This window comes from uncultured Halomonas sp. (assembly GCF_947501415.1).
Taxonomy (GTDB): domain Bacteria; phylum Pseudomonadota; class Gammaproteobacteria; order Pseudomonadales; family Halomonadaceae; genus Halomonas.
In genome coordinates this window covers 87,129-109,962 of record NZ_CANMVL010000005.1, presented here as the reverse complement: position 1 = coordinate 109,962, position 22,834 = coordinate 87,129, and the positions used below count along the sequence as shown (strand labels likewise).

21 protein-coding genes are annotated in these 22,834 nt (G+C 66.1%); 12 read left to right on the top strand and 9 right to left on the bottom strand.

The genetic code is table 11. The features are described from left to right. Positions 1–600: hypothetical protein (locus tag Q0894_RS04200; RefSeq protein WP_299231804.1), on the top strand; the 600-nt coding region annotated here is incomplete at its 5' end. 140 nt (positions 601–740) lie between these two features. Here Q0894_RS04200 and Q0894_RS04195 read toward each other — a convergent pair. Next, positions 741–1,364, bottom strand: coding sequence for a hypothetical protein (locus Q0894_RS04195; protein ID WP_299231802.1), 624 nt, complete (start codon positions 1,362–1,364; stop codon positions 741–743). Between the two features lie 164 nt (positions 1,365–1,528). On the opposite strand from Q0894_RS04195, the gene yejK reads away from it, so the two are divergent. Both yejK and Q0894_RS04185 read left to right on the top strand, forming a co-directional pair. After that, positions 1,529–2,542, top strand: a complete 1,014-nt coding sequence (gene yejK / locus Q0894_RS04190; protein ID WP_299231800.1) for a nucleoid-associated protein YejK — start codon at positions 1,529–1,531, stop codon at positions 2,540–2,542. Positions 2,543–2,552: 10 nt separating this feature from the next. Then, positions 2,553–4,328 (top strand): ABC transporter transmembrane domain-containing protein, encoded by a 1,776-nt coding sequence (locus Q0894_RS04185; RefSeq protein ID WP_299231798.1) that lies wholly within the window; start codon positions 2,553–2,555, stop codon positions 4,326–4,328. A 12-nt stretch (positions 4,329–4,340) separates the two neighbouring features. Here the strand turns inward: Q0894_RS04185 and Q0894_RS04180 are convergent, their stop codons facing one another. Next, positions 4,341–5,111 carry a metallophosphoesterase family protein gene (locus Q0894_RS04180; RefSeq protein WP_299231797.1) on the bottom strand — a complete coding sequence of 257 codons (771 nt, stop codon included), beginning with the start codon at positions 5,109–5,111 and terminating at the stop codon, positions 4,341–4,343. An 81-nt stretch (positions 5,112–5,192) separates the two neighbouring features. Continuing rightward, positions 5,193–5,513: a cupin domain-containing protein gene (locus Q0894_RS04175; RefSeq protein ID WP_299231795.1), complete on the bottom strand. Its 321-nt coding sequence runs from the start codon at positions 5,511–5,513 to the stop codon at positions 5,193–5,195. Positions 5,514–5,698: 185 nt separating this feature from the next. Between Q0894_RS04175 and Q0894_RS04170 the strand changes: the two genes are divergently transcribed. The 4 genes from Q0894_RS04170 (at position 5,699) to Q0894_RS04155 (ending at position 9,275) form a co-directional block, all read left to right on the top strand. After that, positions 5,699–6,553, top strand: coding sequence for a MoxR family ATPase (locus tag Q0894_RS04170; protein ID WP_195687661.1), 855 nt, complete (start codon positions 5,699–5,701; stop codon positions 6,551–6,553). Positions 6,554–6,556: 3 nt separating this feature from the next. After that, positions 6,557–7,747: a VWA domain-containing protein gene (locus tag Q0894_RS04165; RefSeq protein ID WP_299231792.1), complete on the top strand. Its 1,191-nt coding sequence runs from the start codon at positions 6,557–6,559 to the stop codon at positions 7,745–7,747. A 101-nt stretch (positions 7,748–7,848) separates the two neighbouring features. Continuing rightward, positions 7,849–8,511 (top strand): hypothetical protein, encoded by a 663-nt coding sequence (locus tag Q0894_RS04160; protein WP_299231791.1) that lies wholly within the window; start codon positions 7,849–7,851, stop codon positions 8,509–8,511. Positions 8,512–8,513: 2 nt separating this feature from the next. Then, on the top strand, positions 8,514–9,275 hold the full coding sequence (locus Q0894_RS04155) for a DUF3307 domain-containing protein (RefSeq protein WP_299231789.1): 762 nt from the start codon (positions 8,514–8,516) through the stop codon (positions 9,273–9,275). A gap of 48 nt (positions 9,276–9,323) precedes the next feature. Here the strand turns inward: Q0894_RS04155 and Q0894_RS04150 are convergent, their stop codons facing one another. Next, on the bottom strand, positions 9,324–10,868 hold the full coding sequence (locus tag Q0894_RS04150) for an acetyl-CoA hydrolase/transferase family protein (RefSeq protein ID WP_299231787.1): 1,545 nt from the start codon (positions 10,866–10,868) through the stop codon (positions 9,324–9,326). Between the two features lie 241 nt (positions 10,869–11,109). Here Q0894_RS04150 and Q0894_RS04145 point away from each other — a divergent pair, with 241 nt between their 5' ends. Then, the gene (locus Q0894_RS04145; protein ID WP_299231785.1) at positions 11,110–12,834 is read left to right on the top strand and encodes a proline--tRNA ligase; all 1,725 of its coding nucleotides are present in this window, start codon (positions 11,110–11,112) and stop codon (positions 12,832–12,834) included. A gap of 109 nt (positions 12,835–12,943) precedes the next feature. Beyond that, on the top strand, positions 12,944–13,483 hold the full coding sequence (locus Q0894_RS04140) for a lytic transglycosylase domain-containing protein (protein WP_299231806.1): 540 nt from the start codon (positions 12,944–12,946) through the stop codon (positions 13,481–13,483). Positions 13,484–13,590: 107 nt separating this feature from the next. On the opposite strand, the gene ccoM is transcribed toward Q0894_RS04140, so the two are convergent. The 3 genes from ccoM to rfaH all read right to left on the bottom strand — a co-directional run bounded on the left by ccoM (position 13,591) and on the right by rfaH (position 14,918). Continuing rightward, a complete protein-coding gene (gene ccoM, locus Q0894_RS04135; RefSeq protein WP_299231783.1) occupies positions 13,591–13,701 on the bottom strand; it encodes a cytochrome c oxidase subunit CcoM in 111 nt (36 codons plus the stop codon). A gap of 129 nt (positions 13,702–13,830) precedes the next feature. Beyond that, positions 13,831–14,337, bottom strand: a complete 507-nt coding sequence (locus Q0894_RS04130; protein WP_299231781.1) for a peptidylprolyl isomerase — start codon at positions 14,335–14,337, stop codon at positions 13,831–13,833. A gap of 47 nt (positions 14,338–14,384) precedes the next feature. Next, positions 14,385–14,918, bottom strand: a complete 534-nt coding sequence (gene rfaH / locus Q0894_RS04125) for a transcription/translation regulatory transformer protein RfaH (RefSeq protein WP_132043956.1) — start codon at positions 14,916–14,918, stop codon at positions 14,385–14,387. 137 nt (positions 14,919–15,055) lie between these two features. Between rfaH and Q0894_RS04120 the strand changes: the two genes are divergently transcribed. Further along, entirely contained in the window at positions 15,056–16,423 is a 1,368-nt protein-coding gene (locus Q0894_RS04120) for an MFS transporter (RefSeq protein WP_299231776.1), read from the top strand. Between the two features lie 62 nt (positions 16,424–16,485). On the opposite strand, the gene Q0894_RS04115 is transcribed toward Q0894_RS04120, so the two are convergent. Next, positions 16,486–18,318 carry an SEC-C domain-containing protein gene (locus Q0894_RS04115; protein ID WP_299231774.1) on the bottom strand — a complete coding sequence of 611 codons (1,833 nt, stop codon included), beginning with the start codon at positions 18,316–18,318 and terminating at the stop codon, positions 16,486–16,488. Between the two features lie 238 nt (positions 18,319–18,556). After that, complete coding sequence (locus Q0894_RS04110; protein WP_299231771.1) at positions 18,557–19,807, bottom strand: AarF/ABC1/UbiB kinase family protein; 1,251 nt, start codon at positions 19,805–19,807, stop codon at positions 18,557–18,559. A 119-nt stretch (positions 19,808–19,926) separates the two neighbouring features. On the opposite strand from Q0894_RS04110, the gene Q0894_RS04105 reads away from it, so the two are divergent. Both Q0894_RS04105 and Q0894_RS04100 read left to right on the top strand, forming a co-directional pair. Then, positions 19,927–21,858 (top strand): DNA topoisomerase III, encoded by a 1,932-nt coding sequence (locus Q0894_RS04105; protein WP_299231769.1) that lies wholly within the window; start codon positions 19,927–19,929, stop codon positions 21,856–21,858. After that, positions 21,858–22,763 carry a 2-dehydropantoate 2-reductase gene (locus tag Q0894_RS04100; RefSeq protein ID WP_299231767.1) on the top strand — a complete coding sequence of 302 codons (906 nt, stop codon included), beginning with the start codon at positions 21,858–21,860 and terminating at the stop codon, positions 22,761–22,763. The genes Q0894_RS04105 and Q0894_RS04100 overlap by 1 nt, the downstream gene beginning before the upstream one ends. Positions 22,764–22,834 lie beyond the last annotated feature (71 nt).

Sequence of the window (22,834 nt, the reverse complement as noted above, 5' to 3'; positions counted from 1 at the left end):
CACGAGATCCGCTACGTGATCCAGCAGTCCAAGCGCACCCTTGCCAGCCAGTCGATCACTCTCGTGCCTGCAACGGCGCAACTGATGGTCAACGACCCCATTCTGCCGAGCGGCAGGTTTCAGGTGGAGTGGGTAGGCCCGGACAACCCCCGTGACTACATCACCATCGTCGAGGCCGGTGCCCCCGAGGGGAGCTATGCCGACTATGTGCGGACCAGCAGAGGCTCGCCAGTCACCCTCGACGCTCCCGCCGAGCCGGGCGAATACGAGGTGCGCTATGTGATTCAGCAGTCGGGAAGAACCCTGGCCAGCCTACCGGTCAGCGTGGGCGCCGGCGAGGTCAGCCTGGCCATCGAGGGGAGCCCCGAGGCCGGAGGGGTGATCGAGGTGAACTGGCAGGGCCCGGGGCGCTACGAGGACGTTATCCAGATCGTGGCGGCCGATGCCCCCGATGATGCCAAGGCCATCCGCGAGGCACGCGCCAGCCAGGGCAGTCCGCTGCAGCTGTTCGCCCCATCGACAGCGGGCAGCTACGAGCTGCGCTACACGGCCAGTGACAGCGGGGAGGTGCTGGAACGCCACTCCTTCGAGATAAAGTAGATAGATCGAATGCCCCGAATGACGAAAGCCCCGAATGACGAAAGGCACAGCCCCCCTCTACAGCCCCCGGCGAAGAAAGGGGGCTGTAGAGGGGGGCTGTAGTAGCTGTAGTGGTGTAGTAAAGGGACCTGACCAGGAGGCTAGCGCGCGGAGTGCTCGCGCACGGCGTCGAGATCCCACGCCTTGAGCAATGACACCGCCGGCTCCTCCGACGCCAACCCGCTGCCGTTGACCTGCATCAGAATGCGCCCATCCATCAGGAAGGAAGCCTCGGCGCTGCCGTTAGCCGCGTCCCACTTGAGGATGGCCGACTCACGCCCGATGCGAATACGCTCCATATTGGGTTGAGCGGCGATCAGCGCCGGGTTGCTGAACATCGCCGACATGGCCTGAATCATCGGGTTATCGATCATCAGTTGAGCGGTCAGCCGACCTTCTCCCCCCTCCTGCCGATACTCCCGCTCCAGCATGCTGCCCCCACCTCCGAACATTGCGGCCGCCCCGCCACCGCCACTGGTGTTAACCTCGGCCGCGCTCCACCCTTCGGGAGGGTCGGGAAAGGTCTCGGCGATTCGCGACGACATCAGCTTGCGGATATCGCTGATGGCGAACTCAAGCTCGGTGATCGCCGCGCCATACTCGTCACCCTGGTAGAGCTCCAGGCCCAGCTCGATCTGCTCCGTGACCTCATCGGCCAGGGCCTGTGTCGCCCAGCCACTCAGGCTCAGCGCACCTGCTGCAAAGAGTGTCATGCTGCGTTTCATTTTGGTTTCCTCGTCCATGCGGGGCCCATGCTATCGATATTGAGGGTAGCTCACCCACGGCTCGATGACCGCCTGCCTCGACGGACGCTGGCGGGTGGTCGCCTATCGGCAGAAGGCAGTGGCGGGTATCATGCCTGCCCTCGTCCACCATCGCGGGAGGTCCCATGCCCATCCTCAACGCCATCGTTCATCGCATCGAAAAGAGCGGTGACACACCGGCCCGCCTGCTGCCGGCAAGCGCCCCCCTGCCCGAGTCGGAGGCCCTGGAGTCCATGCTCGAGGGGCTGACCCGCGCCTACCACGCCAAGAACAAGGCATGGGGTCATTTCGCGGAGAGCGACCAGGTCGATGAGGGTAATGCGGGCCCCTCAGCACTGGCGACGGAGCTCACCGCCTACCTCGAGGAGCAGCACGACTTCGTTGCCTTGACACGAGACCTCGCCGAACGTCTCGCCAGGCTGCTGGATGCCCACCTCTCCGTTTCCGGTGACCTGATGGTGCTGGACACGCGTTTCGGCGATGCTCGCTTCCTGACCCTGGCCGTGCTGCACCATCGAGAGGGATTCGCCATCGACGACGACCTGCAGCCGACGCCGGCGCGCCAGCTCAATATGACCCAGATGAGCCTGGCCGCTCGGCTCGATATCAGCCAGTGGCAGCGCGGCGACTCCCGACAGTATCTCTCCTGGAGCCGTGAGCGCGGCGGCAAGGCGCTGGCCGAGGGCTTCGCGGCCCTGCTGGGTGCCGTGGAGGGCGTCGATGCCCCGGGGGAGACCCGCACCCTGCTCAAGGCCTTCAGCGACTACGTGGAGCAAGAGGACCTGCCCGAAGAGAGCAGCCGAGAGAAGACCGAGACCCTGGTGGACTATGCCAGCGAGCAGGCCAGCCGGGGCGAGCCGATCACCCTGGAGGAGCTCTCGGGGCTGCTCGACGAGCAGCAGCCCAAGGCCTTCTACGACCATATCCGCAATGCCGACTACGGGCTGTCGCCGGAGATCCCGCCGGATCGCAAGACCCTGAACCAGTTCAAGCGCTTTACCGGGCGCGCCGGCGGCGTCTCGATCAGCTTCGACTCCCATCTGCTGGGTTCCAGCGTCGAGTACGACGAGACAAGCGACCGCCTGATCATCAAGCAGGTGCCCAAGCAGCTCAAGGAGCAGCTCAAGGGTCAGGGCTAGGGAGGCTGTGATGTCATCACGTCCCGACCCTCGCGTACTGCTGCGCCTGCTGGGCCTGCTGGCCCCCTACCGATGGCGCCTGCTGCTCGCCGCCCTGGCCCTGCTGCTGGCCTCGGGCAGCGTGCTGCTGCTGGGCCAGGGGCTGCGCCTGGTGATCGACCGCGGCTTCATGGATGCCGACAGCGCCGCCCTGGGACGCACCCTGGGCATGATGCTGGTCGTGGTCACGGTGCTGGCGATGGCCTCGGCACTACGCTACTACCTGGTGTCCTGGATCGGTGAGCGACTTGCCGCGGACCTGCGCCGTCGGGTCTTCGACCACCTGTTGACCCTGGAGCCCGGCTTCTTCGAGAGTGCCCAGGCACCGGGCCAGGCCGCCGGCGAGATCACCTCGCGACTCACCGCCGATACCAGCGTGTTGCAGAGCCTGTTCGGCTCCTCGATCTCCCTGGCCCTGCGCAACCTGCTGATGCTGATCGGTGCCGTCATGCTGATGCTGGCGACCCAGCCATGGCTGTCGGCCATCGTGTTGGTGGGCATCCCGGCCACGGTGCTGCCGATCCTATGGTTCGGCAGGCGGGTGCGGGGGCTCTCCCGGGCCAGCCAGGACCGGGTGGCGGAACTCGGCCGCTATGCCGACGAGGCGCTCTCCGGCATCCGTACCATCCAGGCCTTTACCCATGAGCGGCTCGATCGGCGCGACTATGCGGGCCGCGTCGAAGAGGCCTTTGCCAGCGCCATCGCGCGCACCCGCCAACGCGCCTGGCTGACCGGCATCGCCATGCTGGTGGTCTTTGCGGCGGTGGGCCTTATGCTATGGCAGGGCGGCCTGGCGGTGCTCGCCGGTGAGATGAGCGCCGGCGAGCTCTCGGCCTTCGTCTTCTATGCCGTCCTGGCGGCCGGCGCCGTGGCCACACTCGCCGAGGTGGCCGGTGATGTGCAGCGCGCGGCGGGGGCCGCCGAGCGACTGCTGGAGCTGCTCGACACCCGCCCTGGCATCGCACCACCGAGTCGGCCGACACCCCTGCCTCGGCCACTGGCCGGGGAGATTCGCCTGGAGGGAGTGAGCTTCACCTATCCGGGCCGGGAGACCCCGGCGCTCGAGGCCATCGACCTGACCATCCGCCCGGGCGAGCGGGTGGCGCTGGTCGGCCCCTCGGGTGCCGGCAAGAGCACCCTGCTCGCGCTGCTGCTGCGCTTCCATGACCCGGACCGCGGCACCCTGCGCCTCGACGGCATCGACCTTCGCGACCTGGCCCCCTTCGAGCTGCGTTCGGCCCTGGGCCTGGTGGCCCAGGAGCCGGTGCTGTTTACCGGCAGCGTGGCCGACAACCTGCGTTACGGGGACCCCGACGCCTCTAACCAGGCCCTGCGCACGGCGACCGAGGCGGCCAATGCCCTGGCCTTTATCGAGGCGCTACCCAAGGGCTTCGACACCCCGCTGGGTCCCGGGGGCGTGCAGCTCTCCGGCGGCCAGCGCCAGCGCCTGGCGATTGCCCGGGCGCTGCTCAAGGATCCCCGGGTGCTGTTGCTGGACGAGGCGACCAGCGCCCTGGATGCCGAGAGCGAGCGCCTGGTACAGCAGGCCCTGGACCGGCTGATGGTGGGACGCACGAGCCTCGTGATCGCCCACCGCCTGGCCACGGTGGTCGCCGCCGACCGACTCCTGGTGATCGACGAGGGACGCCTGGTGGCCGCCGGGAGCCATGATGAACTGCTCGACTCGAGCCCGCTCTATCGCCACCTGGCCGAGCTGCAGTTCGGACGGCAGGCAGCACAGGAGTGACGTGCGACAGCCTCATGCCCCCGGCACCTCGACGACCAGATGAGGATTAAAGAGCGGCGGGTCGAACTCTCCCGGGTAGCCGCCTGGGTTGGCGATAACGCGGGTCCCCGCGATTTCGATATCGACCGGCTCGTGGACGTGGCCGTGGATCCAGAGGTCCATGCGCCCCATCAGCTCGGGCAGATGAGACGCGAAGGCCGGCGAGGCCGCATCGCCCCGATAGCCGGGCGGAATGCACTCGGCCAGCGGCGCATGGTGGCTGATCACCACCCGGGGGCCACCGAAGGGCTCGGCGAGCGCCGACTCCAGCCAGCCCCGTGCCTGGGCATGCAGGCGGCGGCTCTCCGCCGGGGTGAACACCACGCCTTCCGGCTGCTCGACGATGCGAAAGTCCGGCATAAAGGCCAGTACCCTCTCCTCGGTAAGCGCCGGGTCATGATCGGGCTCTCCGGCGTAAAGGTCGAAGTCGGTCCACAGGGTGGTGCCATAGAAGCGCACGCCGTCCAGGGTCAGTGAGCGGTTGTCGAGCAGGTGGATGCCGAGCCTTGCCGCCTCGTCGGCCAGCTCCTGGCGTAGCACCGGCATGCGGGTCCGGTAGAACTCATGGTTGCCGGGGACATAGAGAATCGGCGTGCCGGCGAAGCGCTTGGCCGCCCACTCGAGCCCTCGGGTCCTGCGCGAGACATCACCGGCCAGAATCACCGCGTCACACTCCACATCCGGCAGCTCTCGCCCTTCATCGAAGCACTCGAGGTGCAGATCGGAGAGTATCCTCAATCGCATGGTTCAGATCCCTTTGTGGCACGCCATTTCGGACACAGTTTGATACAGGCTCCAGGCGAAGGCCATGCACCCAGACGAAGGCTATCCCTCATAGTGCACCGCCAGCCAGATGGTCGTCTGCTCCGGATCCGACCACGTCACGCGGTGTCGGCAGTGTGCCGGAATCACCAGATGATCGCCCGGGCCGAGCTCTCGCTCCTCGCCCGTCGCGAAGGCCAGTACCGCACGCCCCTGCAGCACCGCTACCCACTCGTGCTGGGGCTGATCGTACCATCCCTCTTCAGGCGAACTGTGGCCGCGCGAGACGATGCGCTCGATGCGCACCCCCTGGCCGGCGGCCAACTCATCGAACTGCTCTTCTTCCAGCTTATCGGGAAGTGATGCATAGAGGTTGCGAAGCATGTTTCCTCCCTTGAAGATTCCTGGGCCACCCTTTCACAAGTCTACAGATAAACCATGAAACCCTGGCCTGGCTGTTAACTTGGTAATCCTTCTTGCATAACAGTGCTGGGTTTGTCCCTGCTGGCGCCCTTCCGTACACTTGTTTGATCCCTTTACCCCTCTGATGACAAGTCGAGGCATGACTCATGGCGTTTGATTCCACTTCCACCTATGTGGCTACCGAGGCACTCAAGCAGGCGGTCAACGCCGCGGTGACCCTGGAGCGTCCGCTGCTGATCAAGGGTGAGCCGGGTACCGGCAAGACCCTGCTCGCCGAGGAGCTGGCGGCCTCGCTGGGCACCGAGCTGCACACCTGGCATATCAAGTCCTCCACCAAGGCCGCCCAGGGGCTCTACGAGTACGATGCGGTAAGCCGCCTGCGTGACTCCCAGCTGGGCGTCGAGGGCGTGGAGAACGTCGCCAACTACATCAAGCCCGGCAAGCTGTGGGACGCCTTTACCGCCGACAAGCGGGTGGTACTGCTGATCGACGAGATCGACAAGGCGGATATCGAGTTCCCTAACGATCTGCTCCAGGAGCTGGATCGCATGGAGTTCCATGTCTACGAGACCGGCGAGACCATCACCGCCCGCCACCGCCCGATCATCATCATCACCTCCAACAACGAGAAGGAGCTGCCCGACGCCTTCCTGCGCCGCTGCTTCTTCCACTACATCGAGTTTCCCGACCGCGACACCATGCAGGCGATCGTCGATGTGCACTTCCCCGATATCGCCCCAAAGCTGGTCAGCGAGGCGCTGGAGGTGTTCTTCGACCTGCGTCAGGCCCCGGGCCTCAAGAAGAAGCCCTCCACCTCGGAGCTGGTCGACTGGCTGAAGCTGCTGATGAGCGACGAGCTGGCACGCGAGGCGCTCTATCAGCGCGACCCGGTCAAGGCGATCCCACCGCTGGCAGGCGCGCTGGTCAAGAACGAACAGGATACCCAGTTACTGGAGCGGTTGGCCTTCATGATGCGCCGCCAGGGCAACCAGAGGCGCTGAACCATGTTTATCGGCCTGTTCGAGACCCTCAAGCGTGCCGGCGTCCCGGTATCGCTGCGCGAATTGCTCGACCTCCATGCGGTGGTGGAACGCGGCGTGGTCTTCGCCGACATGGAGGCGTTCTACCAGATTGCCCGCACCGTGATGGTCAAGGATGAGCGCCACTTCGACCGCTTCGATCGCGCCTTTTCCGCCTGGTTCGAAGGTCTCGAGAACCTCGACGCCGCCATCGAGGCACTGATCCCCGATGACTGGCTGCGCCGCGAGTTCGAGAAGCAGCTCTCCGATGAGGAGAAGGCCCGGATCGAATCCCTGGGCGGCCTCGAGCAGCTGATCGAGACCTTCAAGAAGCGTCTCGAGGAGCAGAAGGAGCGCCATGCCGGGGGCAACAAGTGGATCGGTACCGGCGGCACCAGTCCCTTCGGTGCCTACGGCTATAACCCGGAGGGAATTCGCATCGGCCAGGATGGCTCCCGCCACCGGCGTGCGGTCAAGGTGTGGGATGAGCGCCGCTTTCGCGACTACGACGACTCCCTGGAGCTTGGCACGCGCAATACCAAGATGGCGCTGCGTCGGCTCAGGAAGTTCGCGCGCCAGGGGGCCGCGGAGGAGTTCGATGTCGATGCCACCATTCGCGAAACCGCGCGGGATGCCGGCCTGCTCAATGTCCAGATGCGCCCCGAGCGCCATAACGCGGTGAAGGTGTTGCTGCTGCTCGATGTGGGCGGCTCCATGGACGACCATATCCGCACCTGCGAGGAGCTGTTCTCGGCGGCCCGTTCGGAGTTCAAGCATCTGGAAGCCTACTACTTCCATAACTGCATCTACGAGGGGGTGTGGCGAAGCAATGCCGGCACCCAGACTCGCCGTCATGCCGAACGCATCCCGACCATGGAGTTGCTGCACACCTATGGCGATGACTATCAGGTAGTGATCGTTGGCGATGCGGCCATGTCGCCCTACGAGATCACCCATCCCGGCGGCAGCGTGGAGCACTTCAATGACGAGGCCGGTGCGGTGTGGCTAAAGCGCGTGATCGACAAGTTCCCGCGTCTGGTGTGGCTCAACCCCATGCCACGTAACACCTGGGACTTTACCCACTCCACCCAGCTGATCCGTCAGCTGATCGAGGATCGCATGTACCCCATGACACTCGAGGGGTTGGAGAACGCCATGCGAGAGTTGGCCAAATAGCCCTAAAAAGCTATAAATCTACGTAATAGCCCTTTCGGGCTATAAGCTGGCGACATAGCCACAGGCGGCTATACTGAGACGCATGCTCAAGGAGTGTCTGCGTGTTCGAGAAAACCGCCCCGCCCCAACGCATCGCCGTGCTGACCGGCGACGTGGTCGACTCACGCAAGGTGAGCGACCGCCGTCGCCTCTATCGCCTCCTGGACGACAGCCTGCAACGCCTGGCAAGACAACAACAGGGTCATGCCGAGCGCTTTCGCGGCGATGGTTTCCAGATCGCCCTGCCACAGGCTCGGCATGCCATGACGGCGGCCATCGCCTTGCGTGCGGCGCTGATCGAACACTCCGAACCCGATCAACGTTGGGATGCCCGTATCGCGGTGGCCGTGGGGCCGGCCAGATGGCAGGCCGACCTGCGCATCGCCGAGGCCGATGACGCGCCCTTCGTCGCCTCGGGGCGCCGACTGGATCGCCTGGGAGAGGGCGACGAGCATCTCGCGCTGACACTGCTCGACGACCCTGACGATGGCAGCCTGGCGTTGCTGATGCGTTTCCTCGATGACCTGCTCGCTGGCTGGTCCACCTATTCGGCGGAGGTGGTCCAGCTGAGCCTCGAGCGGACCCTGTCCCAACAAGCCATGGCGACGCATCTCGGCATCAGCCAGCCCAGCGTTTATAAACGCCTGAAGGCGGCACGTTGGCCCCTGCTCAGCGATACCCTCGCCTATCTCGAGACCCGCCTGGCCGACAAGGACGCTGACTGACCATGACGTCGAACGAACTCTCGCTGCTGCTGGGCCTGGTGCTCGCCCATCTGGTCGGCGACTTCCTGCTGCAACCGCGTCACTGGGTCGAAGAGCGTTTTCGACTACACCACCGCTCACGCCGCCTCTACTATCACAGTGCCGTGCATGGAGGACTCACCGCCCTGGTGCTGGTTGTCGCGACCCGGCTGATGCCCGACGCGCCGGGGCCGGCAGGAGTACTCGGCGGCGCCTTGGGGGTGGGAGTCAGCCACTGGATAATCGATCTGGTGAAGGCCCGGCTACCCGGCACCTTGCGCTGGTTCCTGCTCGATCAGGCGCTGCACCTGGGCGTGCTCACCCTGATCTGGCTGGCCTGGCTCGGCAGCATGGCACCGCTGGAAGCCCTCGGTGCCTGGCTGCTCTCACCCGGGGTGCTGGGCATGGCGGCGGCCTACCTGATCGTGACGCGCCCCCTGTCGTTTGCCATCGCCATGGTGTTGATACCCTGGAGCCGCCAGGTCGAGGAGACCGGTACGCTGGACCAGGCCGGAGCACAGATCGGCATGCTCGAGCGCCTGCTGGTGCTCTCCCTGGTGCTTCTGGATCAGCTCGCCGCCGTGGGCTTTCTGCTCGCGGCCAAGTCGGTATTGCGCTACGGCGACCTGCGTGAGGCGGGGGATCGCAAGCTGACCGAATACGTGCTGCTGGGCACCCTGGTCAGCGTTGCCACGACGCTGGTGCTGGGCCTGACGCTGCGACTTCTGCTATCCAGCCCCACATAGGGGGTGCGATTCGACGATGGCATTGAGATCACCGCCATCGTCGATAAATCAGGCACTCAGGGCGTCGACCTTCTCCTCCTGAAGGCTGCGCATATGACCATCACGCTCCACCGCCATATGCCATGACAGCGCTTGCTCCAGGCAGTGCGGCGTATGGCCACCGCGTCGGCAGGCCTCCTCGAAGTAGCGACGCAACGCCGGACGATAGAGCGGGTCGGCGCACTGCTCGATCACCCTGACCGCACGCTCTCTGGGTGCCAGCCCACGCAGATCGGCCAAACCATGCTCGGTCACCAGGATATCGACGTCGTGCTCGGTATGGTCCACATGGCTGGCGAAGGGGACCACGCTGGAGAGATCGCCACCCTTGGCCACCGACTTGGTGACGAAGATCGAGAGCTGGGCGTTGCGGGCGAAGTCGCCGGAGCCGCCGATGCCGTTCATCATCTTCGTCCCCCCCACATGGGTGGAGTTGACGTTGCCATAGATATCCACCTCAAGGGCGGTATTGATCGCGATGATGCCCAAGCGACGCACGATCCCCGGATGGTTGGAGAGCTCCTGGGGGCGCAGGATCAGACGGTCGCGATAGTCATCCAGACGAGGCCACACCCGCTCGCCACAGGCCTCGGAGAGGGTGATGGAGCAGCCGGAGGCGTAGTCGAGCTTGCCGGAGTCGAGCAGGTCGAAGGTCGAGTCCTGAAGCACCTCGGAGTACATGGTCAGATGCTCGAAGGGCCCCTCGGCAAGCCCACTCATCACCGCATTGGCCATGGTGCCGATGCCGGCCTGCAGGGGCAGCAGCGAGGGCGTCAGTCGTCCGATACTGACCTCATCGGAAAAGAAGCTGATCAGATGATCGGCGATTCGCTGCGTATCGACATCCGGCGGCAGCACCGTGGAGGGGCTGTCCTTGCCCTTCGTCACCACGATGGCGGCGATCTTCTGCGGGTCGATCGGGATATAGGGGGTGCCGATGCGCGAGTCCGGCGCCACCACGGGAATCGGCGTGCGCGTGGGCCGCATCTGGGGAATATAGATATCGTGAAGCCCCTCGAGCTCGGCGGGAGCGTCGAGATTGAGCTCGATGATCACCTTGTCGGCAAGGATCGCATAGCTGGCGGAGTTGCCCACCGAAGAGGTGGGCACGATGCCGCCCTCCTCGGTGATGGCACAGGCCTCCACCACCGCCACATCGATCTCCGCCAGCTGACGATTGCGCAGCAGCTCCACGGTCTCGGAGAGATGCTGGTCGATGAACATCACCTCGCCGGCATTGATGGCTCGGCGCAGGGTGGCATCGACCTGAAATGGCATGCGCCGCGACAGCACCTTGGCATCGGTCAGCACCTTGTCGAGGTCATTGCCCAGCGATGCGCCGGTCATCAGGGTGATCGAGAGCGGACTCCGTGCGGCACGCTCGGCCAGGGCATGCGGCACCTCCTTGGCCTCACCGGCCCGGGTAAAACCGCTCATGCCCACCGTCATGCCATCCTCGATCAAGGCCGCGGCCTGCTCCGCGGTACGCCGCTTGTCCTGCCAGCCGGCCCAGCGGCAACGCGCCTCGATCGAACTTGTGTCGCTCCTATCCAAGATCATCTCCTTTTACGGTCGGCGTGGAGGCCGAAAGACAGAATGGATCATGTCATGATGCTTTCATGCTCTTATTTAGCACGCTAGTTGTAAGAACAGTCAATTTAACCTTGGTCATGAGTTATCTGTGCCTCCCTGGAAATGGCCTCCTTTTGCCGCGCCCGTGGCTTGGCCGTACAATGCCACCATCATCGCCGCCCTTGCGGCCCCCCTGTTTGACTACCGAGGAAACGCCGGACCCATGCGCGCTACCCAGATGCTGATTTCCACCCTGAAGGAAACCCCCGCCGATGCAGAGGTCATCAGCCACCAGCTGATGCTGCGGGCCGGCATGATCCGCCGCCTCACCTCCGGCCTGTACACCTGGTTGCCGCTGGGGGTGAAGACCCTGCGCAAGGTCGAGCGCATCGTGCGTGAGGAGATGAACCGGGCGGGCGCCCAGGAAGTGCTGATGCCGGCGGTTCAGCCTGCCGAACTGTGGCAGGAGTCCGGCCGTTGGGAGCAGTACGGACCGGAGCTTCTGCGCCTCAAGGATCGCCACGACCGCGACTACTGCGTGGGCCCTACCCACGAAGAGGTGATCACCGACCTGGTCCGCAAGGAGATCTCCAGCTACAAGCAGCTGCCGGCCAACTTCTATCAGATCCAGACCAAGTTCCGCGACGAGATTCGCCCGCGCTTCGGGGTCATGCGCTCCCGCGAGTTCATCATGAAGGACGCCTACTCCTTCCATGTGGACGAGGACTCCCTCAAGGAGACCTACCAGGCGATGTATGACGCCTACACGCGGATCTTCACCCGCCTGGGGCTGGACTTCCGCCCGGTGATCGCCGACAACGGCGCCATCGGCGGCACCGGCTCCCACGAGTTTCATGTGCTGGCCGAGTCCGGCGAAGACGACATCGTCTTCTCTACCGACTCCGACTACGCCGCCAACATGGAGAAGGCCGAGGCACTGCCGGCGCCGCTGGGCAGCGATGTTCAGCGCGCCGCCCCCGGCGAGGAGCTGCGCCTGGTCGACACCCCGGATGCCAGGACCATCGCCGCCTTGGTGGAGCAGCACGGCCTGCCCATCGAGAAGACCATCAAGACACTGATGGTTCACGCCGCCGAGGGCGGCCTGATCGCCCTGCTGGTGCGTGGCGACCACGAGCTCAACGAGGTGAAGGCCGAGAACCTGCCCGAGGTGGCCGCCCCGCTGACCATGGCCAGTGAAGAGGAGATCCGCGCCGCGGTGGGCGCCGGTCCCGGCTCCCTGGGGCCGGTCAACCTCGAGATGCCGGTCATCATCGACCGCAGCGTGGCGCTGATGAGCGACTTCGGTGCCGGCGCCAACATCGACGGGAAACACTACTTCGGCATCAACTGGGAGCGTGATGTGGCGCTGCCCAGGGTGGCCGATATCCGCAATGTGGTCGAGGGCGACCCCTCGCCGGATGGCAAGGGTGTGCTCGCCATCAAGCGCGGCATCGAGGTCGGCCATGTCTTCCAGCTGGGGCAGAAATACTCCGAGGCCATGAACGCCAACGTGCTGGGTGACGAAGGCCGTGCCATCCACCCCTGGATGGGCTGCTACGGCATTGGTGTCACCCGTGTGGTGGCCGCCGCCATCGAGCAGAACCATGACGACGCCGGCATCATCTGGCCCGACGCCCTCGCCCCCTTCCATATCGCGCTGGTGCCCATGAATGCCCACAAGTCCCAACGCGTACGCGAGGAGTCGGAGAAGCTCTACGCCGAGTTGAGCGCCGCCGGTTTCGAGGTGCTGCTGGACGACCGCGACCTGCGACCCGGCGTGAAGTTTGCCGACCACGAGCTGATGGGACTTCCCCACCGCCTGGTGGTGGGCGATCGCGGACTGGACAAGGGTGAACTGGAATACAAGGGACGCCGTGACAACGATGCCACCATGGTGCCGGCCGGGGAGATCCTCGACTTCCTACGTCAGAAGGTTCAGCTGGGTTAACGCGCAGCGCCCGCTTGTCGCCCTGGTGATAGGCGGGTGGCTGGCCACGGCGTCAGCGGCCGACGAGCAGGGCTTCCTGAGCGCGCTCGCGGCCGACGGCAAGCCGTTGCTGGTCCAGCCACTGCCGCCCGCGCCGCACACCCTGCGCACCACCCTCGATGAGGCGCTCTCCCGCCCTCGCCCACCGGCCGAGGTATGGGCCGCGCGTCAATGGCTCAACGCCATGGAGCCCTCGCTCGAGCGCTATATCAAGGAGCCGGGGCTGCGCCGCGAGCTGCTGCGCCGGGTCTATCACGAGGCAACGCTGGCGGGCCTGCCTCCCGAGCTGGTGCTGGCCCTGATCCAGGTGGAGAGCGCCTTTCGAATCGACGCGGTCTCCTCTGCCGGGGCGGTTGGGCTGATGCAGATCATGCCATTCTGGATCCGCGAGCTGGGCCTGCCTGCCGATGATCTCAAGGACCCCTGGCGCAATCTGCGCTATGGCTGCACGATTCTAGCCCACTATCTGGCGGTGGAGAACGGTGACCTCACCGACGCACTGGCCCGCTACAATGGCAGCCTGGGCAAGACCTGGTACCCGGAGCGGGTGATGCGCGCCTGGCAGCGCCACTGGCGCCCCGCCGAGGAACGCCTGGCGATCACGCGCTGATCGGCGAAGAGCCAAAATCGAATAAGCAAAAAAAGGCCGACCCGTGAAGGTCGGCCCACTGGGGGGATGACTCCCCCCTCCCCTGACGACTCGTGCCGTGACTGACTTCAGCGCTTCTTGCGGTGATCCCGCACGATGAAGGTGATCCAGCCACCCATGAAAGCGATCATCATCGCGACGGTAACTAACCCGAAGACGACAGCGTCATCCAGATACATGTTGATCTCCTCCCCGCCCTGATGTGTTGAGCCCACTGTAAGCCGGAACGGCAGGGGGAATTCTGATCTGAATCAAGTTACGCTCCTACGCCTGCCGGGAGCCATCAGGCAATTGATTCAGGTCAGTTTTCAGAGCAACTTCTTGTCCTCGACCTGGGTGTGATCCGTGTCGGGGGGCAGCGGGTGTCCCTTGGCGAGCTCGGCACGGGTGGCATCGCGAACCGTCAGCACCTCGAGTTCATAGCGCAGGGTTTGACCGGCCAGGGGGTGGTTGGTGTCGATCAGCACGCTGTCGTCGCGCACCTCCAGGACGGTGACGATCTGGGGGCCATCATCGCCGGGGGTCTGGAAACGCATGCCAGGCGATAGCTCGGGCACCGGGAAGGCGTCCCGCCCCACCTCGCGCTTGAGGGCCTCGTTACGCAGGCCATAGGCCTCGGCGGGCATCAATGTCACAGTCAGTTCGGCCCCTTCTGCCTGGCTATCCAGGGCACGCTCCAGCCCGGCGACGATGTTGTGATGGCCGTGCAGGTATTCGAGGGGCTGCTGACGGGCGCGGGAGTCATCGAGGACCTGGCCGCCGGCATCAACCAGCACATAGTGCAGCGTGACGACACACTGGGGAGCGATGGTCATGGGCTTCTCCTGAGTGGGAGGGGATAACGTGACTGGGCGAGGGCGACCTAGCCGCGCCGTAGATTGGCGACCGGCATCTCCAGGCGCTGCTGACGCTGCAGCATGTTGAGCAGCACGATGGCGCGCTCCTCCCCCTTGTGGCTCTCGAACACCGCCTGCAGCTCCTTGAAGGGCCCTTCAGTGATCTGCACCACCTCGCCGGCCTGGAAATAGAAGTTGGCATCCTGATCGCGCTCGTTACCCTTGTCGCGCAGGGTCGCCACCAGGCTGTCATCCACGGCGACCGGCGTATCGCCGAAGGTGACCAGTTTCAATACGCCCCGGGTGGAGCGGATCGGCCGCCAGTTGCTGACCAGCCGGTCGAGGCGAATAAACAGATAGTAGGGAAACAGCGGCTCGGTGACCCAGGTCAGCTTGCCGCGGCGCTTCTTCTGAACGTCGAGTACCGGATGGAAGACCTCGAAGCCCTGGTTGAGCAGATTCTCGGTGGCGCGAAAGGATTCGCCCCCCTTGCACTGGATCACATACCAGCGCGGCACGGCCGCATCCTCTTCCTGGCGGATCGTATCGCTCTCCTTCATGGGGTCTCCCGTCGCTCTGGATGCTGGTATCACTGCCGGGGCTCTGCAACAATCGCTCGTTGCTTGTGCGCCCCGCTTGCGGGCCGGGCGCCCGGCGAAAGAGGCAAGGATTCTAACACCGTTGCAAGGAGAGCCCCATGCCGACGCCTACCGTGCAGAGAAGCTGGCGAGATGCCCTGGCGATCTATCTGCGTGCGCCTGTCATCACCATGCTGTTCCTGGGCTTCTCCGCCGGCCTGCCCTTCCTGCTGGTGTTCTCCACGCTGTCGGCCTGGCTGCGCAGCGACGGAGTCGAGGTGGCCGCGATCGGCTTCTTCGCCTGGATCGGCATGCTCTATTCGATCAAGTTCTTCTGGGCGCCTGTAGTGGACCGCCTACCACTGCCGTTGCTGACTCGCCGCCTCGGCCAGCGCCGCGGCTGGATGCTGCTGGCTCAGGCGATGATCGTCGCCGGACTGGTGGGGCTCGCCGGAGTCAACCCGCTCGGGCAGCTGCCCCTGGTGGCCGCCTTCGCCCTGCTGGTCGCCTTCGGCAGTGCCACCCAGGATATCGCCATTGATGCCTTCCGCATCGAGTCGGCGCCCGAAGACATCCAGGCGGCCATGGCCTCCACCTATATCATCGGCTACCGTGGTGGCCTGCTGGCGGCCGGTGCGGGGGCGCTCTATGTCGCCTCCTGGCTCTCCTGGGAGGCCGCCTATCTGACCATGGCGGCGCTGGTGGGCATCGGGATCATCACGGTGCTGGTGCGCCCCGAACCCGAGCGGCTCTCGCTGAGTACCCAGCTGGTGCGCGAGCCGCGGGTACGGGCCTTCCTGCGGGCCAGCCGCGGAAGACCCAAGCTCCTGCGGCGCCTGGGTGCCTGGGTGATCGGCGCCATCGTCTGTCCCTTCACCGACTTCTTTGCCCGCTATCGGCACAAGGCCCTGTGGCTGCTGCTCTTCGTGGCGGTATTCCGCATCAGCGACCTGGCCATGGCGTCCATGGCCAACCCGCTCTATATCGACCTGGGCTTCACGCTCAAGGAGATCGCCAACGTCACCAATGCGTTTGGTATCGCCATGAGCATCGGTGGGGGCATGCTGGGGGGGCTGCTGGTGGCACGCTACGGCATCGGGCCGCTCCTGGTGCTCGGCGCCACGGCCGCCGCATTGACCAATCTGCTGTTCAGCGCCCTGGCGCTGACCGGCCAGAGCCTGCCCATGCTGGTCATGGCCATCGTCGGGGACAACCTGGCCAACGGCCTGGCAAGCGCGGTCTTTATCGCCTTCCTCTCCAGCTTGACCTCGAGGGCCTACACCGCGACGCAGTACGCGCTGTTCTCGTCGCTGATGACCCTGCCAGGCAAGTTTCTGAGCGGCTTCGGCGGGCTAGTCGTCGAGGTCGAGGGCTATGCCACCTTCTTCCTGATCTCCGCCGTCATGGGGATTCCGGCGGTGCTGCTGGCACTCTGGATCAGCCGCGACCGTGAGCTGATGCCAGCCCCTGAAGCATCGAGAGCATGAATACCGGGCGCCTGGCGGCGCCATTCGCCCGGCAGGGCCGGCCTCCTACATGGCAGAATGGCTCAGCACCGGCTGAGCCACTCCTGCAGCCACGCCAGGGCCCCCGGTGTGGCCCGCCACTGATCGCGCATCAGGGTGCGATACTGCCAGGCCTCGGCCCGGCTGCCCGGCTCGACCGGGCCATCCTCGCCCACTGGCGTCGGCGGCGCCGAGCTGTCGCCGCACATCAGCTTCACCGCGTGAGCATTGTGGGCATGAGTCTCCTCCAGCGCCTGGGCCGCCTCCTCGAGCCGGTCGAGGCGATAGAGTGCCAGGGCACGGCCCATCAGCACGCCCAGCACCGGCCCCTCGGCCTCGGCTTCCGGTGGCTGCTCACTGAGTGCCAGCGCCTCGCTGTCGCGTCCGTCCCGCAACAGCTGGTCGAGCACCAGCTCGCGAAGCCCCAGGCTGTCATGGCTATCCAGGGCCAGCAGGCCTTCGGCGAGCCGTCGTGAGCGCTCCCGCGCCCCGCGCTCCATGCCGACCACCAACGCAAGCCCCGTCCGCAATAGCAGCGTGTTGTCGGCATCTTCCCAGGCCAGGGTGCCCGGCCCCTCGGCCGCTACCTGCTCCAGCCAGCGCTCCACCCGAACGGCAAGCGGCACGAACAGACTCGGTGCCATCCAGGGCAGGCTGCCGAAGCGCGAGGTCAGCGCCAGGGTCAGTTCCTGGACGACTGCCGGCGCATCCAGCCACTCCGGATGGCGACAGAGCTCGGGCAGCCACTCCGCGGCAGCGGGCCAGGGATCATCATCGAGCCCCAGGGGGGAGTCGGATACCCCCGATACCGGAAAGACCCGACGCCAGGCGGCGTGCAGGGTGTCCTCGCGGGCAGTGGTGTGATATTCGAGCCGTCCCTCCCCGCTACATGACACGGCCAGGCGCGGGGCGGTCGGGAGCTCCTCGAGAAGCGCCTGCAGCGATGCCAGCGGCTCGGCCAGGTCTTCCTCGGCATTGAGCAGCTGCTCGGCCAGGGTGGCACCGGGGTTCTCGGCCAGGTCGGCGAGGAACTGCAGCTGCTCCGGCGCCAGATCCCCCTGGCGTGCCAGACGACGAAACCAGAAACTCGCTCGCTCGGCGGCCTCCTGCTCGTGCCCCTCGTGCAGCAGCAGCATGGCCTCGATATAGGCCAGGGTCGGCGAGTCCGGCAGCGCCTGCTGGGCACGCACGAAGGCCGCCCGGGCACTGTCCAGGTCGTCGTTGTCGAGATGCATCAGACACAGGCGCTCCAGCGCCACTCCGCGCAGGAACAGCGGGCCATGCTCGAGCACCGCATCGAGAAGCGCCTCGCGCTTGCGATGAAACCCGCGCTCCTGGAAGAGGTCGATCAGGATCTCGAAGGCGGGCTCGGCCTGCTCAGGCAGTCGAGACCAGTCACCACGTTCGAAGAGTGACTCGAGAATCTGCTGGGCGCGGCCGCGCTGGCCGGTCTCGGCCGCGATCAGCCCCGCCTCGAGCAGCGCCTGGGCGGGGGCACGGCCGCTGTCCAGCGCCGCCTTGAGGGTATCGCCCTTCCAGTCGCGCAACGAGAGCATCCACATCAGGTGCTCGGGCACCGAGCCGGGCAGCGACACCGAGCCACAGCAGTGTTTGGTCTTGCGACCGGAGTCACACCAGCAGGGCTCGTTTCGCCCGGGGCGCGCCAGCGGTTCGCAGCGGAAGTCCAGGCGCGCCAGGGGCGTCTGTGACCACAGCTCCGGCGCCAGCGCCTGGGCCAGTGACAGATCGCCGCCCACCAGTCGGGGCCCCTCTTCCCGCGCCCAGACCATCAGCGCCGGATAGCGCTCATCCTGGCGAATCGCCTTGAGCGCCCCCGAGGCAAATCCCAGCAGCTGTTCCACCCATACCGCCAGCATTGCGCACTCCACCGTCCGGAAAACGGCACAGTCTACCAGCCCGCCGGGGGGCTTGGCAGCCGCTAGCACCTGCCTAGGCGGCCGTCTAGCTCAAGTCCGGCGACGGGCCCCGGAGCGCCGGACCGCCGAGGGGGGTGCTGTGAACCCTTCCCTGGGCGCTACCGATGCCTTCCCTGGCATAGGACCCCCTCTACGACCTGTCCCCGGCGCCTTTCGCTATCGCAGCGGGCTAAGAGTGTCACCCCTGCTGACGCGCCCAGGCTAACAGCGGTGCGGTGCGGGCCTGCATATCGAGCCGGGCGCCGAGGCGCACCAGGTTCCAGTAGTGACCGTTGAGGGTTCGCGACAGCAGTAGGGTATCGGCGGGCGGCTGCAGGCGATCCATGGCCGCCCATACCTTGGGTGATAGCTCACGCAGGCGACGATGCACGCGCACATCGCCAAAGTCCTGCTCGCCGGGGGCGAAGAGCGCCGAGACGGCCTCCGCCGCCTCTCGGTAAAGCGACAGGGGCGCGCCCTGCCCCTGACGGCCACCCAGCTCGAGCAGGGCACTATCCATGGCCATGGCATTCCCCTGCAAGGTGGCGTCGAGCAGATGCATCATCGCCTTGAGCCGCTCGTCAGGCACCGGGATCACCGCCCCCAGGTCGTAGATCACCAGCCGAGCCTGGTCATCGGCGGCGAAGTTGCCGGCATGGGGGTCGGCATGCAGCTCGCCATGTGTGAAGAACTCCTCGGTGAGCCAGTCGGCCAGGGTGGCGGCGATGCGCTGACGCGTGGCGTCATCCGCCGTCTCCAGGTCACGCAGCGGGATGCCCGGCACATGGCGCATGGCCAGCACGCGCTCACCGGAGTAGGCCGGCAGAGGCTCGGGAATCACCACGCCCGGCCAGTCGGCATAGCGCTGTCGATAGCGCGCCAGTGCCTCGGCCTCGGCGCAGTAGTCCAGCTCTCCGCGCAGGCTCGCCGCCAGTTCCTCGAACAGCGCATCGAGTCGCGCCTGAGACACCTTGAACCACCGCCCGAGACGCATCAGGCGGCGGACCTGAGCGAGATCTCCCTCCAGCACCTCGGCGAGCCCCGTATACTGCACCTTGAGCACCAGCGTCTCCCCCTCATGCGTCACCGCGCGATGCACCTGGCCCATAGAGGCGCTGGCGAAGGGGCGTGTCTCGACCTCGCGAAACACCTTGTCGATATCGCCATAGTGATCATCCAGGGTGTGGCGGATCGACTCCCAGGGCATCGGTTCGGCCTGGCGCTGCAACCTGGCCAACTCCTCGGCAAGGTCTGGAGGCAGCAGGTCGTCCCACTGGGACATGATCTGGGCCAGTTTCATGGCCGGCCCTTTGAGTTCGGAGAGCCCCTCGAACAGCGCCTCTCCCAGGGCCCGCCAGTTGGCCTGCCCGCCCAGGCGAGTCCGCAACAGCGCGCCACCGGTGCGCGCTCCCAGCCCCATCAACCGGCGTGTTCTGCCTCGCTCGCGCATCGCCCGGACCCCATGAGAATAATGATACAACAATTGTACACCACAATCGCAATGCAACACCTAGCCAAGCGTCGGTAACACTGGAAGAATCCTCAATTCTCACCGCAAGCGAGGCTGCCATGCGCCTGATCATCGCCGAGAAGCCCAGCCTGGCCCGGGCCATCGCCGACGCCCTGCCCGGCTCCCCCCGCAAGCAGGAGGGAGCGATCGTCGTGGGCGACTCCACCGTGACCTGGTGCCTCGGCCACCTGCTGGAGCAGGCGCCTCCCGACGCCTATGACCCGGCCCTCAAACAGTGGCGGCTGGACACCCTGCCGATCCTGCCCAAGCACTGGAAGCTCACCCCTCGCCCCAAGGCTCGCGGCCAACTGGCGGCGATTCGCAGGCTGCTCAAGACCGCCAACGAGGTGGTGCATGCCGGTGACCCCGACCGCGAAGGCCAGCTGCTGGTTCAGGAGGTGATCGAATACCTCGGCTGGAAGGGCAGGGTCTCACGACTGCTGATCAGCGATCTCAACCGCCCCGCCGTTCAGCGGGCCCTGTCGCGACTGGAGGACAACCGGCGCTACCAGCCACTCTACCGGGCCGCCGAATCACGCTCCCGCGCCGACTGGCTATATGGCATCAACCTGACCCGGGCCTGGACGCTTACGGGCCGTCAGGCCGGTCATGACGGTGTACTCTCGGTAGGCCGCGTACAGACACCGGTGCTTGGCCTGGTGGTGCGCCGGGACGCCGAGATCCGTGGCTTCACGCCCAGGCCCTTCTTCGTATTGTGGGCCGATCTTGCAGTGCCCCGGGGCGAGCTGCGCGCCTGGTGGGTACCCGGTGACCAACATCCGCTCGACGACCAGGGACGCCTGCTGGCCCGGGAGCCCGCGGCCAGCCTCGCCGAGCGCCTGACCGGGGCCGAGGGCCGACTGATGGCGCTGGAGACCCAGCAGAAGCGCCAGCCCGCTCCCCTGCCCTACTCACTGTCGGCGCTGCAGGTCGATGCCGCCAGGCGCCATGGCATTTCCGCCAAGATCGTGCTGGACACCTGCCAGTCGCTCTATGAGCGCCATCAGCTGATCACCTACCCGCGCTCCGACTGTCGCTATCTGCCCGAGGAGCATTTCGCCGCCGCCCGAGGCACCCTGGAAGGTGCCTGCCGTGAAGATGCCATCCTGCGCAGCTGGTTGGCCGGGGCCGACTTCACACGCCGATCGCGAGCCTGGAGTGACAGCAAGGTGGGCGCGCACCACGCCCTGGCGCCCACCGGACGCCCGGCGGACATGGCACGCCTCACGGCCACCGAGGCGAACGTCTTTCGGCTGATCGCCCGCAACGTGATCGCCCAGTTCTATCCGCCGCTCTCCGTCCGCGACGTGAAGGCGGAGTTCTTGATCCTCGGGGAAACGTTCCGTGCCCGGGGTCAGGAGATCCTTGACCCCGGCTGGAAGCCGCTGTTCACCACCCGCGACGAGGCACCACCGCTGCCGCCGCTCAGCGAGGGCGAGGGGTGTCGCGTCCAGAACAGCGGCGTGGAGGATCGCGAGACCCGTCCGCCGGAGCCGTTCAATGACGCCAGCCTGATCAAGGCGATGATGAACATCGGCCGCTACGTCGACGACCCCACCGTGAGACGCACCCTGCGAGAACACGATGGCCTGGGCACCGAGGCGACTCGCGCCGGCATCATCGAGACCCTGGTGGAACGCGGGTATCTGGTGCGTGATGGCAAGGCCCTGCGTGCCACCCGCCTGGGCAGCGCACTGATCGCCTCACTGCCCGAAGCGGTCAGCCGCCCCGAACGCACCGCGCTATGGGAACAGCGCCTGGGGGCCATCGCCGAAGAGGACGCCGCCCCCGCTCCCTTCCTCGAGTCGCTGGTCGCCGACCTGCGCACCCTGCTTGGCGCGGCCGATGCCGGACGCCTGCGCCAGGCACTGCACAACGCCGAAGGCGCCGAGGCCAAGGCGTCCCGACGCACCAGCGGTCGCCGCAGCACCGGACGCTCGGCCAGGAGCGGCAAGCGTCGCACCCCCCTACGTCGCAAGGAGAGCCGCTGATGGGGCTTCAGACACACTGGATCGTGGGGCCAGGTGCCATCGGCCGCCTGCTCGCCCTGCGTCTGTCCCAACATGGCCAGCGGGTAACACTGCTCGGCCGCCGCCCCCTTCCCGCACTTCAGACACTGATCACCCCCCAGGGCGATGCTCTGGCCATGGAGGTGGTCACGCGGACTCGTCCCACCGGCGGCTCTCCCGACCTCCTCCACCTGACCACCAAGGCCTACGCCGCCGAGGCGGCCTATCTTGAGCTCGCTTCCCGACTTCCCGCCGACCTCCCGCTGGTACTGTGGCAGAACGGCTTTCATACCCAGCCACGACTCGCTACACGTCATCCAGGCCCGGTGCTCTGCGCCACCACCACCGAAGGGGCCTATGTTGCCGCGGATGATCGAGTCGTCCACGCCGGCCAGGGCAACACCCTGATCGGCTCTCTGGAGGGTGGCCATGGCGATCTGGCGAGGGCAGTTGCCAGCGTGTTGAGCACAAGTGGCCTATCGGCTCAGGCGGTGCCGGACATTCGGCGACGGTTATGGCACAAGCTGGCCATCAACGCTGCCATCAACCCCCTGGTTGCCCACCACAGGATTCGCAATGGCGAGCTTCGCGAAACGCCGTTTCGTGAGGAGGTGGAGGTGGTGATCGGTGAGGTGGCGAGGGTGATGCAGGCCGAGGGCATCGCACCGCCCGAAGGCAGCGGCCTCGATGGCTGGCGCGCCCTGGTCTGGCGGGTGGTGGAAGCCACCGCCGCCAATCGCGCCTCGATGCTCCAGGACGTGCTGGCAGGGCGTCCCACGGAGCATGTCGCCATACTCGGCCCGCTTTGCCAGGCCGCCAAACGCCACGGCCTGGCGACACCCAGGCTGGATTCATTGCTGAAGACCCTGGCTGGTGATCCCCCATAGCGCAAGGGACACGTCCCGGCCGAGCCCCCATGCCAGTCCTTATGCATTGCGCCAGCAGCCTCGACACTGCT

Bases quoted from the DNA above. Each gene is read 5' to 3' on its own strand.
- Q0894_RS04175 (WP_299231795.1), bottom strand. From the start codon at position 5,513: ATGCTTCGCAACCTCTATGCATCACTTCCCGATAAGCTGGAAGAAGAG.
- Q0894_RS04105 (WP_299231769.1), top strand. From the start codon at position 19,927: ATGCGCCTGATCATCGCCGAGAAGCCCAGCCTGGCCCGGGCCATCGCC.
- Q0894_RS04180 (WP_299231797.1), bottom strand. From the start codon at position 5,111: ATGCGATTGAGGATACTCTCCGATCTGCACCTCGAGTGCTTCGATGAA.
- Q0894_RS04170 (WP_195687661.1), top strand. From the start codon at position 5,699: ATGGCGTTTGATTCCACTTCCACCTATGTGGCTACCGAGGCACTCAAG.
- ccoM (WP_299231783.1), bottom strand. From the start codon at position 13,701: ATGTATCTGGATGACGCTGTCGTCTTCGGGTTAGTTACCGTCGCGATG.
- Q0894_RS04155 (WP_299231789.1), top strand. From the start codon at position 8,514: ATGACGTCGAACGAACTCTCGCTGCTGCTGGGCCTGGTGCTCGCCCAT.
- Q0894_RS04185 (WP_299231798.1), top strand. From the start codon at position 2,553: ATGTCATCACGTCCCGACCCTCGCGTACTGCTGCGCCTGCTGGGCCTG.
- Q0894_RS04100 (WP_299231767.1), top strand. From the start codon at position 21,858: ATGGGGCTTCAGACACACTGGATCGTGGGGCCAGGTGCCATCGGCCGC.
- Q0894_RS04110 (WP_299231771.1), bottom strand. From the start codon at position 19,807: ATGCGCGAGCGAGGCAGAACACGCCGGTTGATGGGGCTGGGAGCGCGC.
- Q0894_RS04195 (WP_299231802.1), bottom strand. From the start codon at position 1,364: ATGAAACGCAGCATGACACTCTTTGCAGCAGGTGCGCTGAGCCTGAGT.
- Q0894_RS04165 (WP_299231792.1), top strand. From the start codon at position 6,557: ATGTTTATCGGCCTGTTCGAGACCCTCAAGCGTGCCGGCGTCCCGGTA.
- Q0894_RS04145 (WP_299231785.1), top strand. From the start codon at position 11,110: ATGCGCGCTACCCAGATGCTGATTTCCACCCTGAAGGAAACCCCCGCC.
- Q0894_RS04130 (WP_299231781.1), bottom strand. From the start codon at position 14,337: ATGACCATCGCTCCCCAGTGTGTCGTCACGCTGCACTATGTGCTGGTT.
- Q0894_RS04115 (WP_299231774.1), bottom strand. From the start codon at position 18,318: ATGCTGGCGGTATGGGTGGAACAGCTGCTGGGATTTGCCTCGGGGGCG.
- rfaH (WP_132043956.1), bottom strand. From the start codon at position 14,918: ATGAAGGAGAGCGATACGATCCGCCAGGAAGAGGATGCGGCCGTGCCG.
- Q0894_RS04120 (WP_299231776.1), top strand. From the start codon at position 15,056: ATGCCGACGCCTACCGTGCAGAGAAGCTGGCGAGATGCCCTGGCGATC.
- yejK (WP_299231800.1), top strand. From the start codon at position 1,529: ATGCCCATCCTCAACGCCATCGTTCATCGCATCGAAAAGAGCGGTGAC.